Annotated in this window: 11 protein-coding genes; 6 read left to right on the top strand and 5 right to left on the bottom strand. The window is 44.9% G+C overall.

What is annotated here, in order from left to right:
• Positions 1-17 precede the first annotated feature (17 nt).
• Positions 18-1439 carry a serine-type D-Ala-D-Ala carboxypeptidase gene (gene dacB, locus NL626_RS13405; protein WP_047102636.1) on the top strand — a complete coding sequence of 474 codons (1422 nt, stop codon included), beginning with the start codon at positions 18-20 and terminating at the stop codon, positions 1437-1439.
• On the opposite strand, the gene NL626_RS13400 is transcribed toward dacB, so the two are convergent.
• Both NL626_RS13400 and tyrS read right to left on the bottom strand, forming a co-directional pair.
• Positions 1418-2263 (bottom strand): magnesium transporter, encoded by an 846-nt coding sequence (locus NL626_RS13400; RefSeq protein WP_047102637.1) that lies wholly within the window; start codon positions 2261-2263, stop codon positions 1418-1420. The two genes, dacB and NL626_RS13400, sit on opposite strands and share 22 nt — an antisense overlap.
• A gap of 418 nt (positions 2264-2681) precedes the next feature.
• Positions 2682-3869, bottom strand: a complete 1188-nt coding sequence (gene tyrS / locus NL626_RS13395; RefSeq protein WP_017820416.1) for a tyrosine--tRNA ligase — start codon at positions 3867-3869, stop codon at positions 2682-2684.
• Positions 3870-3999: 130 nt separating this feature from the next.
• On the opposite strand from tyrS, the gene NL626_RS13390 reads away from it, so the two are divergent.
• Entirely contained in the window at positions 4000-5292 is a 1293-nt protein-coding gene (locus tag NL626_RS13390; RefSeq protein WP_005386530.1) for a peptidoglycan DD-metalloendopeptidase family protein, read from the top strand.
• Between the two features lie 64 nt (positions 5293-5356).
• Here NL626_RS13390 and vmeK read toward each other — a convergent pair whose 3' ends face one another.
• The 3 genes from vmeK to erpA all read right to left on the bottom strand — a co-directional run bounded on the left by vmeK (position 5357) and on the right by erpA (position 10033).
• Positions 5357-8461 (bottom strand): multidrug efflux RND transporter permease subunit VmeK, encoded by a 3105-nt coding sequence (vmeK, locus tag NL626_RS13385; RefSeq protein WP_253657439.1) that lies wholly within the window; start codon positions 8459-8461, stop codon positions 5357-5359.
• A 9-nt stretch (positions 8462-8470) separates the two neighbouring features.
• Entirely contained in the window at positions 8471-9586 is a 1116-nt protein-coding gene (locus NL626_RS13380; protein WP_005386537.1) for an efflux RND transporter periplasmic adaptor subunit, read from the bottom strand.
• Between the two features lie 105 nt (positions 9587-9691).
• The gene (gene erpA, locus NL626_RS13375; protein WP_005380031.1) at positions 9692-10033 is read right to left on the bottom strand and encodes an iron-sulfur cluster insertion protein ErpA; all 342 of its coding nucleotides are present in this window, start codon (positions 10031-10033) and stop codon (positions 9692-9694) included.
• A gap of 246 nt (positions 10034-10279) precedes the next feature.
• Here erpA and hemL point away from each other — a divergent pair, with 246 nt between their 5' ends.
• The 4 genes from hemL (at position 10280) to NL626_RS13355 (ending at position 17721) form a co-directional block, all read left to right on the top strand.
• Complete coding sequence (gene hemL / locus NL626_RS13370) at positions 10280-11575, top strand: glutamate-1-semialdehyde 2,1-aminomutase (RefSeq protein ID WP_005380032.1); 1296 nt, start codon at positions 10280-10282, stop codon at positions 11573-11575.
• 345 nt (positions 11576-11920) lie between these two features.
• Positions 11921-13006 carry an AI-2E family transporter gene (locus tag NL626_RS13365; RefSeq protein WP_005386541.1) on the top strand — a complete coding sequence of 362 codons (1086 nt, stop codon included), beginning with the start codon at positions 11921-11923 and terminating at the stop codon, positions 13004-13006.
• Positions 13007-13082: 76 nt separating this feature from the next.
• Complete coding sequence (rsmC, locus tag NL626_RS13360; RefSeq protein WP_213969869.1) at positions 13083-14108, top strand: 16S rRNA (guanine(1207)-N(2))-methyltransferase RsmC; 1026 nt, start codon at positions 13083-13085, stop codon at positions 14106-14108.
• Positions 14109-14334: 226 nt separating this feature from the next.
• Complete coding sequence (locus NL626_RS13355) at positions 14335-17721, top strand: response regulator (RefSeq protein ID WP_253657438.1); 3387 nt, start codon at positions 14335-14337, stop codon at positions 17719-17721.
• Positions 17722-17888 lie beyond the last annotated feature (167 nt).

Here is a 17888-nt window from a genome sequence, read left to right as displayed (position 1 = left end):
CCTTAGAAAGTATCATTATGCGTTTACGTTGGCCCTTGCTCATATTCTCTTCATTACTTTCTGCTTTTTCACAAGCGTACCCTCATCAAGAGGTGTTGCCTGAAGGCGCCCGCATCAGTTTAGTTGCGGAAAAACTCAGTGAAAATGCTGAGCTTGACGGTGTTCATCCTACCGAACAACTGTTCCCACCAGCGAGTACATTAAAAATCGTCACCGCATTAGCCGCGAAGTTAGAACTGGGTGATAACTTCCGGTTTCGAACCAAGCTGGAAACATCGAACTCAGATGCAGTGATTTACTTTGTCGGCGACCCAACACTCCAAACCAACGACTTAAAATCAATCCTCACTCTAGCTAAGAAAAATGGCTTAAAACGGATTAACGGTGACCTATGGCTCGATAACAGCGCATTCACTGGTTATAACCGTGCGGTGGGCTGGCCGTGGGATATCTTGGGAGTTTGCTACAGCGCTCCGGCATCGACCATCACACTCAATAACAACTGTGTACAAGCCTCTATCTATACACAAAAAGATGGTGGAACGCGGGTCTACGTACCAGAGCATCAACCTATTCGTGTCACAAGTACCGTAGAAACAGTTTCTAAAACCATTAAGAAAAGTCGTCATTGTGACTTAGGTTTAGTTGCAAATCCCGATAACAACTACAAGCTAACAGGGTGCTTGGTTGAAAGAGACAAACCATTGCCACTGAAATTTGCGGTTCAAGACCCTGAGCGTTACACCAGTCAAAGGTTGGCGACTTTGCTCAAGGAGCTCAACATTGGGGTATCAGGAAAGATTAGGGTCGGTACAGCGCCAGAAAAGCAGCGAAAGCTCATCGCAATGCATCAATCAAAGGCCTTACCAGACATTCTTGAAGATATGCTCAAAAACTCTGACAACTTGATTGCCGACACATTAACCAAAACACTTGGTGCTAAATTTTTCGTTCAGCCAGGCAGTTTTACTAACGGTACAGAAGCGATCAAGCAGATCATTTTCGCCAACACTGGTATTGATATTCGTAATGCGCGCCTAGAAGACGGCTCAGGACTTTCGCGAAATAACCGGTTCTCCGCGACCAAGATGGCTGAAATGCTGCGCTATATTTGGAAGCATGAAAACGAACTCAAATTGATTGCCATCATGCCGAAATCAGGTGAATCCGGCACATTAAAGTACCGACAAAGTATGCGAAAACTTCCAATTAAAGGACAGCTGATCGCGAAAAGTGGCTCTATCTACGGGACTTACAATATGGCTGGATATGGCTTGGATAAAAATGGTCAACCTAACACCATTTTTGTTCAGTTTGTTTCAGACTACTTCCCAGAAAAACGGGACGACAACACACCTGTCATCGCCCCGATTACACATTTTGAGCAGCTTTTTTACAATGACATTGTGAACTTTAGTCAGGTAATACCTAAGAAATAGTTCACCACGTTAAAGTAAATCCACATTCCTGAAATATCGACGATAGACGCAAGAACTGGACTCACCAATACGGCTGGGTCCAACTTGCAAGCTCGTGCAATAATTGGCAACAGCCCGCCCAATGTTGTAGAAATGGTGACTTGAATGAACAGCGCAACTGCTATTGCCAGTGCGATATCGGTCAGTTCAAAGCCTCCTGTTGATTGTCCTGCACTAAATAACATAATGCGTCCAATCATCACGATAGCGATCGCTAGCGCAATAAATAGAGCGACTCGGCTCTCTTTCCACAAAACTTCTAACCATTGGCGTTTTTTTAACTCTCCAGTAGCAAGAGCACGAATCACCAAAGTTGCTGCTTGTGTTCCTGTGTTACCACCAGCAGCTGCAATCACTGGCATGTACACTGCAAGTAAAACAAGCTGACTAAGGGTGTCCTCATACTGAGCGATGATCAAGCCTGACACTATCCCTAAAAGAGCCAGCGCAATGATCCATCCAATACGCTGTTTTACATGCCCCAAAACACTAGTTGATAAATAACCATCGGGTGTATCAACTTCAGACATATGCAGACCCAGTTGGTGAGCATAATGACGTGCGCGTTTGTCATGACCTGCTTGCTCAAGTTGAGCAATAAGACTATTCACATAGCCGACAGAGCAATGCTGTAAAATACCTACAGCCTCATCAATCGGCATAACCGTAAGCAAATGGACTTGTTGCTCTTGCTCGTACTGCAAGAATGCATTGCGAGCTGCACCAATTTCTACTTCAGAAAAGTTTGGTGTTGTTTCAATAAAAGTGTTGTTCATTACCGTCATGGCGAATCTCCCGATTGGCATTGGTAACGACCATCGACAAAGCATGAAAAGCCACTCTTGCACGCTAAAAGTCAGACAACAATTAAGATGCACAGAGAAAACCAATGCGAATGCACTGTCTATTCAGAATGTATGAAGGAAATAACGAGAAGAAAATTAGAAAAGATGCCTCACCACTTAGGTAAGGCGGAGATCGCCAATACCGAAGCGGGTTATTTCGCTCCCTTAATCTTACTCACCCAACGACTGGGAGGATGGTCGGTATTGTTCATGTAAATCTCCGATAGCGCTGCCATTATTGGCAGCGCAAGTATAGTAGCAAAGTTCATCAGGTATGGAAGTTTTACTTTGCCGTTTTTGCTAAATTTTCATACAAAAAAAGCGCCCTTCGGACGCTTTCATTTGCAGTCATTATGAATTACTGAATAGTAATACGAGCAAATTTACGTTTGCCGACTTGGAACACGTAAGTACCCGCTTCTGGAGCAAATTTGCTGTCCGCAATTTTTTCACCATCAATCTTCACAGCGCCCTGCTTAACCATGCGCATCGCATCTGACGATGATGGACATAAGCCTGCTTCTTTCAACAGATTACTCACTGGGCGACCTGCGTCAAAGTCAAACTCTGGCATCTCATCAGGAATTTGGTTCTTCGCAAAACGGTTTACGAATTCTTGCTCTGCTGCATCGGCATCGGCTTCACTGTGGAAACGAGCAATAATTTCTTTTGCTAGCAATACTTTGATGTCACGAGGGTTTTTGCCCGCTTCTACATCAGCTTTGAATTGAGCAATCTCTTCCAGAGGACGGAAAGAGAGCAGCTCGTAGTAGCTCCACATTAGGTCATCAGAAATAGACATGATTTTACCAAACATTTCGCTTGGCGCTTCGCTGATACCGATGTAGTTGTTTGCTGACTTAGACATCTTCTTCTCGCCATCAAGGCCCACTAGAAGCGGCATCATCAGTACAACCTGAGGTTTTTGACCGTGAGACTTTTGCAGTTCACGACCCATTAGAAGGTTGAACTTCTGGTCTGTACCACCTAATTCAACATCCGTTTCCATTGCTACTGAGTCCCAGCCTTGTAGAAGTGGGTACATGAACTCATGAATAGCAATTGGCTGACCACCCGCGTAACGCTTTTTAAAGTCGTCACGCTCTAGCATACGAGCAACGGTTTGGTTTGCCGCAAGGCGAATCATACCTTCTGCGCCTAGTTCAGACAGCCACTCAGAGTTAAACTGAATTTTAGTCTTTGCAGGATCGAGAATTTTGAACACTTGCTCTTTGTACGTTTCAGCGTTACGCAATACGTCTTCGCGACTTAGCGGTGGACGAGTTGTGTTTTTACCTGTTGGGTCACCAACCATTGCAGTGAAGTCACCGATTAGGAACGTCACTTCATGACCTAGTTCTTGGAACAAGCGAAGCTTATTGAAAATAACCGTATGGCCTAGGTGAATGTCAGGTGCTGTTGGATCAGCGCCCAATTTAATACGTAGAGGACGGTCTTCTTTTAGTTTTGCGATTAGCTCTTCTTCTGGAATCAGCTCTTCAACACCGCGCTTAATCTCGGCTAGTGCAGCTTCAATGCTCGCCATTCTTGTTCACTCCCACAGATTTGGCAAAAATATAATAGCTGAACATATTACTTGAATAGCGATGCATTTTGAAACACGTTAGACTAGGTAGTTGTCACTTTTTCCGTTTAATTTAGCAATCAAGTACCTCATGCATTCGATTTTTGTCCGACTTCCACTCTTGCACAAAGTATTGATCGGTTTTTTTAGTGCGTTGATTATCTTCGCGCTCTTCTTTTTACCTGATCCGCAAGACCTAGACCCGCAGCAGAGCCGATTAAAAGTTGGTCAACATTATCCTGTGCCAGTTTCCCTCGAACTCAGTGCACTAAATAGTTCATCGCCTGCGGTTCCCGCCGTGCTGCGCTGGGAAACATACAAAGTAAAAAATGGCGAGAGTGCTGCCATCTTATTTAGTCGCGTAGGACTTTCTGCTCGTCTATTACATGAACTGGTCTCATCAGACAAAGAAGTGGAAAAACAGTTAACTCGGCTTCGACCTGGTGACCGATTGCAATTTGGTTTTGACGAAAATAACGACTTGGTGCAGCTAAGAAGAACACTAAGCGCGTTCGAGACTTTTCGTATCACATTAAAAGACGGCAAGTACGTTTCTGAAGTTGATAAGAAAGAAGTCGACTTCCAGTACAACTACGCAGAAGCCACCATCAAATCAAACTTTTGGAATGCAGGAATATCTTCTGGATTAAATGGTAACCAAATCATGGAACTGGCTGGCATATTTGGTTGGGACATCGACTTTGCTTTAGATATTCGTAAAAACGACAGCTTCCGAGTACTTTACCAAGAGGAAGTGGTAGAAGGTGAAGTAATCGGCCGTGGAAAAATCATTGCTGCGATCTTTAAAAACCAAGGCGATACCTTTACCGCAATATTGGATCAGAAAAGTGGCAAGTATTACGACGAAAATGGGCGTGCAATGAAAAAAGCATTCTTACGCGCGCCGTTGGATTTCCGTCGAGTTTCATCTAATTTCAACCCACGCCGCTTACATCCAGTAACGGGACGCGTTCGCCCTCATAGAGGCACGGACTATGCGGCACCAGTGGGCACCCCGATTTGGGCGGCTGGTGATGGCGTTGTTCAAAAATCGTCTTACAACAAATTTAATGGTAACTACGTTTTCATTAAACATAGCAATACTTACATTACCAAGTACCTGCACTTAACCAAACGTACTGTACGAGCTGGTCAACGCGTTAAGCAAGGCCAAACCATTGGTACGCTTGGCGGAACTGGCCGTGTAACCGGCCCTCACCTGCACTATGAGTTCCTTGTGAATGGTGTCCATAAAAACCCGCGCACGGTGAATTTGCCACAATCTAAATCCCTGACAGGCAAAGCGAGACAAACTTTCATGGCAAACGCGAAAATTAGCATGGACAAGCTTGAACGCTACAGCAAACTGCTAGCAATGAAGTAAGCCAGGTATTGAAAAGGGCAGCGAAGCTGCCCTTTTTGTTTTGTCGATATCATCACGATAAAGCTTACTGTTCGGAGTGATGCTCTCTCCCGAGCATAAGCAAACACGGTGTCAGAACTAACGTTAGCAAAGTCGCAAACGCCAAACCACCCGCGACAGCGGTCGCAAGCTGAGACCACCATTGAGTGCTTGGTGCGCCAAACTCCACTTTCTGATTAACTAAGTCGATGTTCATTTCTAACACCATTGGCAATAAGCCTAATATGGTGGTCACCGTCGTAAGTAAAACGGGTCTTAAACGCTGCACACCCGTACGCAAAATAGCCTCAGATTTTTCTAAGCCACGTTTACGCATCTGATTATAAGTATCGATTAAAACAATATTGTTGTTTACCACGATACCAGCCAACGCAATCACTCCAATTCCCGACATAATGATGCCAAATGGCTTTTGGAAAATAAGTAACCCGGCGAAGACACCAACGGTAGAAAACAGCACTGCACTAAGGATTAAGAAAGCTTGATAAAAGCTATTAAACTGCGTAATTAAAATCAAAGCCATCACACCAAGCGCGACAATAAAAGCATTTTGCAAGAATGCTGATGAGTTTTCCTGCTCTTCATTTTGACCCCGAATCTTATATTCAATGCCTTCCGGTAAGTCGAGCTGTTCCATTCCAGCGGCAATCTTAGGTAACTCAAGCGCCAAATTGTAACCTTCCACCATATCCGCTTTAATATTGATAACTCGATGACCGTCGACCCGACGAATAGTGTCTTGCTTATGATCTGGTTTGATTTGAGCAAAATTCGTAATCGGTACCAGACCAGCTGCCGTTTTCACTCTCAGTTGATCAAATCGACCTATGTCGCGCTTATCTTGCGGATAGCGCACCAAAATATCGACTTCTTCATCCGCATCATCGGGCAAATAATCGCCTATTTTCAAGCCGTTCGTAACAAACTGGACGGTATTCCCGACTAAAGTAGCATCCGCTGCAAAGCGAGAGGCGTCATCTCGCTGGATATCAATTTGCCAATCAATCCCTTCCTTATTAGTGGTATCACTCAAGTTGGTCAGTGCAGGATTACCATCAGCCCAATGTCGTACTTTTTTGGCTGCTTCATCTAACGCACTAACACTCAAATTTCGTGATGACACTTCAATCACGAGATCATGCTCGACAGGCGGTCCTGCGTCCGGGAATTTATACTCAAGTTCAACACCATAAAAGCGGTCTGTCGTCTCTTTTAGTTCCTCAATAATGGTTTTCACTTTGCGTCGATACTGCCAATCCACAGGCGTTATTTGAATCTGGCCAATCTCGTCCCCATTATCGCTCGATCCTGTGCGCGTGTAGACACTTTCAAACTCGTCATGACCGAGCATCACCTTCTCGATTTCGCGCATAACAACATCTTTTTCGTGAATAGACAAGTCACCATAAGAACGAACTTTAACGGTAAAAAAGGCAGGGTCCACTTCAGGGAAAAACTCTGCACCCAAGCCAGCTTTGTTGTAAGTGAAGCCGACACCTGCCGCTAGCAGTATCGCGCTGAGTAAGACTTTCCATGGATGACGAATCGCTACAGACAGAGTCTGGAAATAAAGCTTGGTAATGCCTGTCGCTTTTTCAAAGTTGCCGTTATGCAGCTCCACCATTTCTCGCTGAGCTTTCTGATTGACGACTTGAGGCTTGCCAATGATCCCACCGATGACAGGAACGAACAATAAAGCCATCATCAGCGAAGCGGCCAAAGTAGCAATTAAAGTAAGTGGTAAGTACTTCATGAACTCACCAGTGATGTCTGGCCAGAAAAGTAACGGAGCAAACGCAGCCAATGTGGTTGCTGTGGATGCGGTAATAGGCCAGGCCATTCGCTTTGCTGCATCTCGATAGGCTTCTTTACGTGGCGTTCCTTCTTGCATGCGCCGATCTGCAAACTCTGTCACCACAATGGCACCATCCACCAACATGCCTACTGCCATAATTAAAGCAAACAGTACGACGATATTGACCGTCAGCCCAAATACCGATAACACCAACAACCCAGTCAAGAACGATCCTGGAATAGAAATCCCCACGAGAAGCGCGGTCCTAACCCCCAATATGGCAATAATGACGATAACTACGAGGATAATTGCGGATAAGATATTGTTTTGTAGATCACTGAGCATCAATTTGACATCGTCGGATTGATCCCAAGTGTATTTAACTTGCAAATTGTCGGGCCACTCGGCGCGCTTCTGTCCCTGAGCCAGTACTTCTTTTACCAGCTCAACCGTTTCAATGATGTTTTCCCCTGCCCGTTTTTTTACGTCCAAAACGATGGCAGATTCGCCATCTAAACGAGCAAAACTTTCAGGATCGCGAAATGCACGCCGTACTGTCGCCACATCGCCAAAAGTGATCACCTCTTTGCCATTCACCTTGATCGGTAGTTCAAGCACATCTTTCAGTGAATCAAAAACCGATGGGACTTTTACCGAAAAGCGTCCATACCCAGTATCGACAAACCCCGCAGCCACAACTCGGTTATTCAAGGCAATTAAATTATAGATATCCGCTTGATCGAGACCGTAGCTTTCCATCAATAGCGGATCGACAACTATTTCCACGATGTCTTCGCGATCCCCTGCGATTTCAACTTCAAGAACCTGACGGAAACTCTCCAAACGATCACGTAGCGTTCTGGCAATCTGTACAATGGTCCGCTCTGGTACGGTGCCATATAGAACAACAGTCAAAACAGGCTCTTCAGATGCAAACGTGACTTCATTTACCGTTGGCTCATCACTGTCCTCTGGTAATTTTGGCTTTGCAAGATCAACCGCATCACGCACATCTGCCATCGCTTTATCAAGATCCACTCCAACACTAAATTCCAGCGTCACCGAAGCATGACCTTCTGATGCCACAGAGGTCATCTCTTTTACGCCTTCAATAGAGCGCAACTCTTGCTCTATTGGCCGAACTAATAAACGTTCGGCATCGACGGGAGAAATGCCTTGATGCCCAACAGAAACGTAGATAATAGGAATGGTAATATCTGGGCTCGATTCCTTGGGGATAGTGACGTAAGTAATGACACCGGCAATTAAGATCATCACCAGTAATGTCAGCATGGTGCGAGCGCGGGATAACGCAGCATCAATCAGAGTGTACATAAGTGCTCCTTACTGCTCACTAGCCGCTTCAACAACTACGTCATCAACTTTATTGGCCAGTACTTGATCACCATCTCGCACAAAACCTTGTCCCAGCACGATAATGTCTGCACGCTCTCCTAACCCAGAGAGCCACACACCATCATCCTCGGCCTTAACGAGTTGAATTGGAACAAACTCAACATACTCATTACGCAGTGTCTTGACACCTAAGTTACCTTCTTCATCTAGTGCTAACATGGCAGCCGTAATCTTTACTGCCAACACTTCACTCAAAGGCAGCTGTACTTCTGCGCTCATACCGGCAGGAATTCTTGCGTCTTGATTATCAATTTCGATTTCAATTGGAAATGTATTAGTAGAAGCAGAAGAAACACGTCCAATGTAGCGCACACGACCTTGATGATGCTGTTGGTTAATGGTTCTTACGTCGGCTTCTAGGCCTTCCTTAAGGTATTGTATATGCCGTTCACTGACATCGGCTTCAATCACTAAAGTATCCAAATCAATGACCGTCGCAATAGGATCGCCAATCCCGACAAAATCACCTAACTCAACAAAGTGGTGATCTACGATGCCATCAAATGGCGCTTTAACCTCAGTATTTCTTAAAGCCGTTTGCACGTTACTCAAATTCGCACGTGCATCTACCAACGCTGCTTGCGCTGTCGCAAATGCAACCTCACCTTGCAGTCCACGACTTTTTAGCGATTTAGCTGCATTAAACTCTTTCTCTTTAACCAACAGCATCGCCTGGGCCCGTTTAAGTTGAATGCCAAGGTCGCGCTTATCGATGTTTGCGATCACTTGTCCCTGTTTGACCGCTTGGCCTTTCTTTATGTTAAGACTGACTATTTTACCGGCAACTTCGGCGCCAAGACGCGCTTGACGATTGGGCGCTGTTCGTCCATACAATTCAATGGTTTTACTGGTAGGTTCGGCAAGAAAAGTATCAAACATCACCTTTGCAAGTGGTGTCGTGTTCGTGGATGTTGAAGAGTTAGGATGATCATCTTGTGCTTTGAGTTGGCCGATGGTTAGCCATGCAACAAGAAGTAAGACGAGGATAAGAGATACTAGCCAAGGGCGCTCGACAATTCGGCGTCCAAAAGAAAGTCCAGACATATAAAGTCCTTTTTATTATTTCTCTGCATATCTGCGAGCGTGCGCTTTACGTGACATCCTTCTACATAAAGCACAGGCAGCCATTAGCTGCCTGTTAGGTGTTAATTACACACTGAACGATGCACCACAACCACATGTTGTCGTTGCATTGGGGTTATTTACGAAGAAGCGCGCTCCTTCCAACCCTTCTGTGTAGTCAACAATACCGCCTACGAGATATTGCAGACTCATAGGGTCTACAACCAGTGTTACACCACTGTTTACGATTGTCGTATCGCCTTCGTTTACATTTTCATCAAAAGTAAAGCCGTATTGGAAGCCGCTGCAGCCGCCGCCAGTAATGTATACGCGCAGTTTCAATGCTGGGTTTTCTTCTTCAGCAATCAATGCCTTAACGCGAGATGCTGCTGCGTCAGAAAAAGATAATGGTACGTTTACTTCGCTCACGAAGACCTCTCTCACTCGTGTAATGCGTCAAGCCTGAAGCAAGACGTCAAATTTGTGCTAATTGAGACGATTATCCAATACCTGACAAACTCGTTCAAGTATTCGCCGCCGATTCTTTATAACAGATGCGGATATATAAGATTACACTGCGAAACAACACATAAATTAAGCAAAACGTTTCTAACTTGATTATAGCTAGGTACAATGCGCTCCACTTGGTCCGAGCAATCAAAAGAGGATAACCCCATGACCAAATCATCAGAGCTGTATCAAAAAGCTCAGCAAACCATCCCTGGCGGTGTCAATTCACCAGTTCGTGCATTCAACGGCGTTGGCGGCTCTCCGCTATTTATCGAACGAGCAGACGGTCCACTGATTTTTGATGCCGATGGTAAAGCGTATATTGATTACGTTGGCTCTTGGGGTCCAATGATTCTTGGCCACAACCACGCGGTTATCCGCGAAGCAGTAATTGATGCAGCGCAACGCGGTCTTAGCTTCGGTGCGCCAACAGAGCTTGAAATCGCGATGGCAGAATTAGTTTCTGAGCTTGTTCCATCAATGGAGCAAATCCGCATGGTAAGTTCTGGTACTGAAGCTACTATGAGCGCGATTCGCCTTGCACGTGGCTTCACCGGTCGCGACAAGATCATGAAATTTGAAGGTTGTTACCACGGCCACGCTGACAGCTTGCTAGTAAAAGCAGGTTCTGGAGCACTAACTCTAGGCCAACCAAGCTCTCCTGGCGTTCCTGCAGATTTTGCTAAGCACACGCTAACAGCAACATTCAACGACCTAGATTCTGTACGCGAGCTATTTGCTGCTAACAAAGGCGAAATTGCTTGTATCATCGTTGAGCCAGTAGCAGGCAACATGAACTGTATTCCACCAGTGGAAGGCTTCCACGAAGGGCTACGTGAAATCTGTGATCAAGAAGGCGCGCTACTAATTTTTGATGAAGTAATGACAGGCTTCCGTGTTGCTCTAGGCGGCGCGCAAGCACACTACAACATCAAACCCGACCTAACGACACTGGGTAAAGTGATTGGTGGCGGTATGCCAGTAGGTGCTTTCGGTGGCCGTAAAGAAGTGATGCAATACGTTGCACCTACAGGCCCAGTTTACCAAGCTGGTACCCTTTCCGGTAACCCTGTCGCAATGGCAGCAGGCTACGCATGTTTGAACCTTCTAAAAGAAGAAGGCAACGAAAAGCGCCTAGCTTCTAAAACGAAACAACTTGCTGAAGGCTTTAAGTCTCTAGCAGAAAAACACGGTATTCCGCTAGTTGTTAACCAAGTGGGCGGTATGTTCGGCTTCTTCTTCACTGACCAGGAAAAAGTAACTTGCTACGAAGACGTAACGAAGTGCGATGTAGAACGCTTCAAGCGTTTCTTCCACTTAATGCTAAAACACGGTGTCTACCTTGCGCCATCTGCGTTTGAAGCGAGCTTTACTTCACTCGCTCATGGTTCAAAAGAGATTGATGCCACATTAGAAGCGGCTGACCGCTGTTTTGCTGTTCTTGCAGAAGAAGCGAAATAATCGCTAAAAACGGCGATAACGCATTTAGAAAAGGACCGTAACGGTCCTTTTTTATTGCCAATTCAAAATAACCAATATCGCTAATACCCCAACGACAATGCCAAACCACGGTATTCGCTTAGCTTTTTTCTCGGTTTGACACTTTTTATCACCGTTGCAACAACCCATAGCTCATCTCTTGATTGATAACCGACTGATTTGTAGTCATTATAGCAAGGTACATCGCCCTGCTCTAATTCGGCATTGTCATAAGCTTGAAAGAGTTAAGAGTGCAAAGTAATAAAGGTTACACGCCATCATTGAAGGCATAAACCGTAAACGTCACCTGTAAGTTGGACTAATACCATGCCAAATAATGTAAAAATAACGTCGAGTCACCGAGTACTAATGGTTGCTTTACTCGCCGCTGCTTTTGCTTGCTACTTATTGGTTGAGCCATATATCAATTCCATTGTGATGGCTTTTATCATTTCTTTGCTCATGTTTCCGATACACGAATGGTTTGAGCAGAAAATTCCCAAGCACCCCAATATGGCGGCACTGCTGTCATGTGTCGTCTTGACGTTTATTATTGTTATCCCGCTTTTATTTGTGTTTGCCGCCATTGTTCAGCAAGGCTCTGTTTTCTCACAAAATACATATAATTGGGTTACCAATGGTGGTATCCAAGATATATTCCAACATCCTTTCGTTATCAAAGGCTTAGCGATTGTTAATGAGTACTTACCTTTTGATAAAATCGAGCCCAAAGCCATCGCTGAGAAAATTGGGCAATTTGCCACATCGTTTGGCTCTAACTTAGTTGCTATTAGCGCAAAGATTTTAGGAGACGCAACCAACTTCCTAATGAACTTCTTCCTAATGCTGTTTGTGTTGTTTTTTCTGCTTCGTGACCACGACAAAATTATCTCTGCGATTCGTCATATTCTGCCACTTTCACGTAGCCAAGAAGACCGAATATTGACAGAGATAGAGCAAGTTTCTAAATCAGCCGTAATGGGCTCATTCATGACGGCTATTGCTCAAGGTTTGGCTGGCGGCATCGGTATGTGGCTCGCCGGCTTCCCTGGGCTATTTTGGGGAACGATGATGGGCTTTGCATCATTCATTCCAGTGGTAGGAACCGCGCTAATCTGGATTCCTGCAGCAGCGTACTTGTTCTTAACAGGCGATATGACTTGGGCTATCTTTTTGACGGTGTGGAGTGTAGTTGTCGTTGGCTCTATAGATAACCTATTGCGCCCGTTGCTAATGCAAGGCAGCGCCGGCATGAATACCCTTATGATTTTCTTCTCATTACTGGGTGGTCTGCATCTGTTTGGTTTGATTGGTCTTATCTACGGCCCACTTATTTTTGCCGTGACCATGGTACTGTTTAATATCTACGAGGAAGAATTCAAAGACTTCCTTAACCAACAAGACAACAGCTAGTCACCGCTTAATCACTTCAAGCTTGGGGCAGATTGTGCGAAAATCTGCCCCAAATTATTTCTGATGAACCAAATTTATGTCTGCTTATATCGCTCCTAGCCAAATAGCTCAGCGCCAACTTGAATACTTCAACGGAAAACACGTTTTAGTCGCTGGTGAAGTTGAAGACCTATTTCCTCTTGAGTTAGTGGCTCATTGTGAGTCTGTTGAAGTGTTTACTTCCAACTATAGCTACTACCGCCAAATTCAAACCTCTGACAAAGTGAAAAGTCATTTTGGCTCTGTGTTTGATGTTGAAACAAAAGCAGACATGGTCCTTTTATACTGGCCAAAAGCAAAAGCTGAAGCAGAATACTTGCTGGCGATGTTGATGGCGAAACTGGGCATTAACACTGAAATCGTCATCGTTGGTGAAAACCGCGCCGGCATCAAGAGCATCGAGAAGATGTTCCAAGAATACGGCCCTGTGAACAAGTACGACTCTGCTCGTCGCTGCTCATTTTACTGGGGTAATTGCCTCAATGAGCCAAAACCTTTCAACCAAGCAGATTGGTTTAAGTCTTACACTGTTACACTCGGTGAGCAGTCGCTAGCGGTTAAGAGCCTACCTGGCGTATTCAGCCATGGCGAGTTCGACTTAGGTAGCCGATTGCTGCTTGAAACCTTACCTAAGCTGTCGGGCAAAGTGCTCGACTTTGGTTGTGGTGCAGGTGTACTCGGTGCGTTTATGGCGAAAGCGAATCCAGAGATCGCGATTGAGATGTGTGACATTAATGCTTATGCGATCACTTCTAGCCAAGCCACATTAGAAGCGAATGGTTTATCCGGACGCGTATTTGCATCAGATATATACTCGGATACCGAAAAAGACTACCGCTTTATCGTCAGCAACCCGCCATTCCACAGTGGTCTAGACACAAATTACAACGCAGCGGAAACCTTGTTGGGTCAGGCGCCACAATACCTAACCAAAGACGGCGAAATGGTGATTGTCGCGAATAGCTTCTTAAAATACCCACCAATTATCGAGCGGGCGTTTAATAATTGCGAGACGCTAAATAAGACCAATAAATTTTCTATCTACTACGCGAAAAAATCATGACTTCCCTCCGCGCAGGCACAAACCTGCGCGATTTTTTCTCATAAATTCAACACTCATAAGAAAAACTGCGTCACCCTGCACGCTTTACAACTAACTTTCTTGTCAAAGAAAAAAAACTCGTTAATTTTGTTAATTCTATCTAGTTGAACATCTTATCCGTTTTTAACGAGAACCTCGGCAGCGAATTATGTTTTAGAACTGCCCATTATGAGTTGTAATCTTATCCATGTTTAAATTCTACAAAAAACAGAAATTTAAGCGCCTTCAGAGTACACTGATGACCGCATTTCTGGTGCTCAGTATCACACCTCTTACCATTACTGCGATCTTTTTCTTGCAGTCCCACAGTAAAGATCTGCAAGAACAAAGCACCTCGCACTTACTGTCTGTTCGAGATACAAAACAGCAGCAAATCATCGACTACTTTGAGGCACGAGAAACCGAAGTCATGGGCTTTGTGCGCTCAGAGTTGGCTTACGCCAGTGGTGGCCGATTCTACGGTCTCGTCAATGCTTTTAGTCGTTTAGGCAATGATATTGAAGAGTCTCGTAAAAACGCCCAACAGCGCTACATCGAGGGCAGCGGAGACCAAATCAAAACCTCAACGTTACCCGAGTCATCCAACTATGTAGGAAGTGAACGTTACCGACTTTTACATAAACGCTATCATTGGGCCTACTTGGAGCTCCTCAAGCGCTCTGATTTTAATGACATTTTGCTGGTCGACATCAATGGTAACGTCACCTACTCGATCAACAAAGACGATAACTACGGAACGAACTTGTTATCAGGCCCCTACAAAGACTCGGCACTTGGCAAAACTTTCAAGCGTCTCGCCGATGATGTGACTGAACGTCGAAAAGTAAACGAAGACTACACTCCTGTGATTGTGTCTGACTTCGAGCTGGAAGGGGGTAAATCAGTCGCTTGGCTAGGTGCACCAATTGTTCAGCAAGGTTATCTACACAGCTATGCCATGTTCCGCTTGCCAAATAATGGCATCACTAAGTTAGCCGCAGACGCTAATCGAGAGTCATCCATTAACACCCTGCTGGTTGGAAATGATCACCAACCTCGCACAATTAACACGAAACAAGACGACATTAAGAACAGTTTAGAAGTGATCGATAAAGCACTCTCTGGTGCGTTTGGTGTCGGCACTTACACGAACGGCTTAGGTGAAGAAATCATCGCGGCTTATGCACCGATTGAAACTCGTGGTGTGATTTGGGCGCTCGTAGTACAGTTACCAGAAAACGAAGCTTTCGCTCGTATCCATCAACTCGAAAAACTATTCGTTATCGCTATGTTGATCGCCATTATCCTTGTGGTGATCGCTTCTCACTATTTATCAAACTTTATCACTTCTCCGTTGCTGAAATTGACTTGGGTTGCCGAAAAGGTCTCTGCAGGGGATCTTGATGACACGTCTTTTAATACGGTTCGTAAAGATGAAATTGGTCGGCTTGCGTTAAGCTTTGAACGAATGCAACGCTCTATTCGAGAGAAGATTCAAACCATTAAGAAGCAAAATGAAGAACTAGAAAGCAACATACAGATCATTCAAAAACAGAATGAAGAACTGCAATTGGCCGATAAATTAAAAGATGAATTCTTAGCCACGACTTCTCATGAACTTCGTACACCGTTACACGGCATGGTCGGGATTGCTGAAACCTTAGCGTCCGGCGCCAATGGTGCGATCCCCGCTAGCCAGAAATATCAGCTTGATATCATCATTAAAAGTGGTCAGCGTCTCGCTAATCTAGTCGATGACTTGTTGGATTATCATAAAATGCGTTATGGAAGCATGGATATCCAGAAATCAGCAGTGAGTTTGGGCAGTGCAACACGATTGGTTTTAGAGCTTTCTAGTCATTTACTTGGAAGTAAAACCATCCGCATCATCAACCAAGTCCCTGCGGATTTAAAAGCAGTGTCAGCTGACCCGCAACGCCTTGAACAAGTGCTATATAACCTGATTGGCAATGCGATTAAATACACCTCAGAAGGTAAAATTGTTATCTCCGCTAATGTGGTAGATGATCATGTACGCGTACAAGTCGTGGATACTGGACAAGGAATTCCCGCAGAACAACTTGAACATATTTTTGAACCACTCATCCAAGCAGGGCAAGACGCGAGCCGTTATCGTCAAGGTGCAGGACTTGGGCTCTCCATTAGCCGCCAATTGATCGAATTAATGGGAGGTTCGTTATACGTCAGTAGCCAACCAATGGTCGGAACTACCTTCAGTTTCACTTTACCGCTCGCCAGTAAAGAAGAAATCCTAGCAACCCAGACTCTAGCTGCGCACGGGCACTTCCAAATTCCTGAAGTTAATGTAGAGAACGGTGAAGACTTATCACTTCCAGAGAATCCAGACGGCCCGTTACTGTATGTAGCTGACGATGAGCCAGTAAACTTACGCGTGCTTGAAAGCTTTTTACGTTTAGAGGGCTATCGTGTGCGTACCGTCTCCGATGGGCCAGAAACGTTAGCGCTCGTCGAGCAAGAGAAGCCGGAACTTCTGTTATTGGATATCATGATGCCAGGCATGAGCGGCTACCAAGTTTGTAGTGAACTACGTGAAACCTATGATCATGCCGAGTTGCCAATCATTATGCTCACCGCACTCAGTCAAACAGAAGATCGTGTAAGAGGTTTTGAGGCAGGAGCCAACGACTATTTATCGAAACCATTTAATAAACAAGAGTTGGCGGCACGTATCCAAGCGCATTTAACGGCAAGTAAAGCAGAAATGCGCCATATGGAAAACAAAGTGCTAGAGTCTGAACTTAGACAGCGTGCAGTCGTTGAAGCAAGCTTACTTGAGACTCAAGGTCGTTTGTTGGAACAGCTAGAATCGGCTCCTGAAGCTATCATCTGTCTACGTGAAGACAAGCGTATTCGCTTTGCTAACGAAGCTGCTTGTAAGCTATTCAAGCGCAGCTTAGAACAGCTAAAGCGCTCATCTGCTGATGAGCTGATTGCCCCTAAATATCTGACCGTCAAACAACCTCATTACTGTGGCAAGATTGATATCTATATTGAAGATATTCGTCAGAACATCGAAGCAGACATTCTTAAGCTCCCTGAAGGTTCAGGGTTAGATATCATGTACATCTTTAATGTCGGCGGTGGAGTCAGTGCCGCTCGCATACATAATCTAGAAACCGCCGTAGAAGTGCTTTCAAGTTATGCATTTGATGGTGACAAAGACCAATTGCAAAAGCTAAAAGAGCTTGGCGGAGAATTTACGCGCCTTGCAGACAAAGCGCTCGGTAATAAAAAAGACAAGCAAGAACTTATGCGAGAAGTTCTAGTAGACGCAATGACACATGCTTTAGAGTATTGGGAATCTGTAACGGGTGAAAGTAAGTTCGCATTTGCAGAGCAAAGTGGCTTGTGGCGCGTTTATCTAGACCGTAGTACTTTGCAAACACGCACTTTAGATAAATACATGCGTATAGAAACATTACCCAAAACACCACGTTGGAGAACGGTGCTAAGCTCGATAGAGTTCATTCTCGAACACTGCAAAGAACAGAGCCCCGAGAGAGCATACATAGAAGCACAACGAGATAAACTACAGCGACTATTGACCAGCTAATATTTATCAAAAAAACTAGCCCAGCGTGCATGCTGGGCTTTTTTGTTATTCGAGTATTCCCTTCCTAGAGATAAAAGAGACCGCCTCTTCCTACCCCATTAACATATTTCCAATAACGAACATTCGGTTATACATCGCTATCTATTGTTGGTCTTCAAAACGTACGA

The sequence above is a fragment of the Vibrio sp. Y58_MX_L22 genome (assembly GCF_024181865.1).
Classification (GTDB): domain Bacteria; phylum Pseudomonadota; class Gammaproteobacteria; order Enterobacterales; family Vibrionaceae; genus Vibrio; species Vibrio alginolyticus.
The sequence above is the reverse complement of the archived record's forward strand: the minus strand, read 5'-3'. Positions and strand labels throughout refer to the sequence as shown.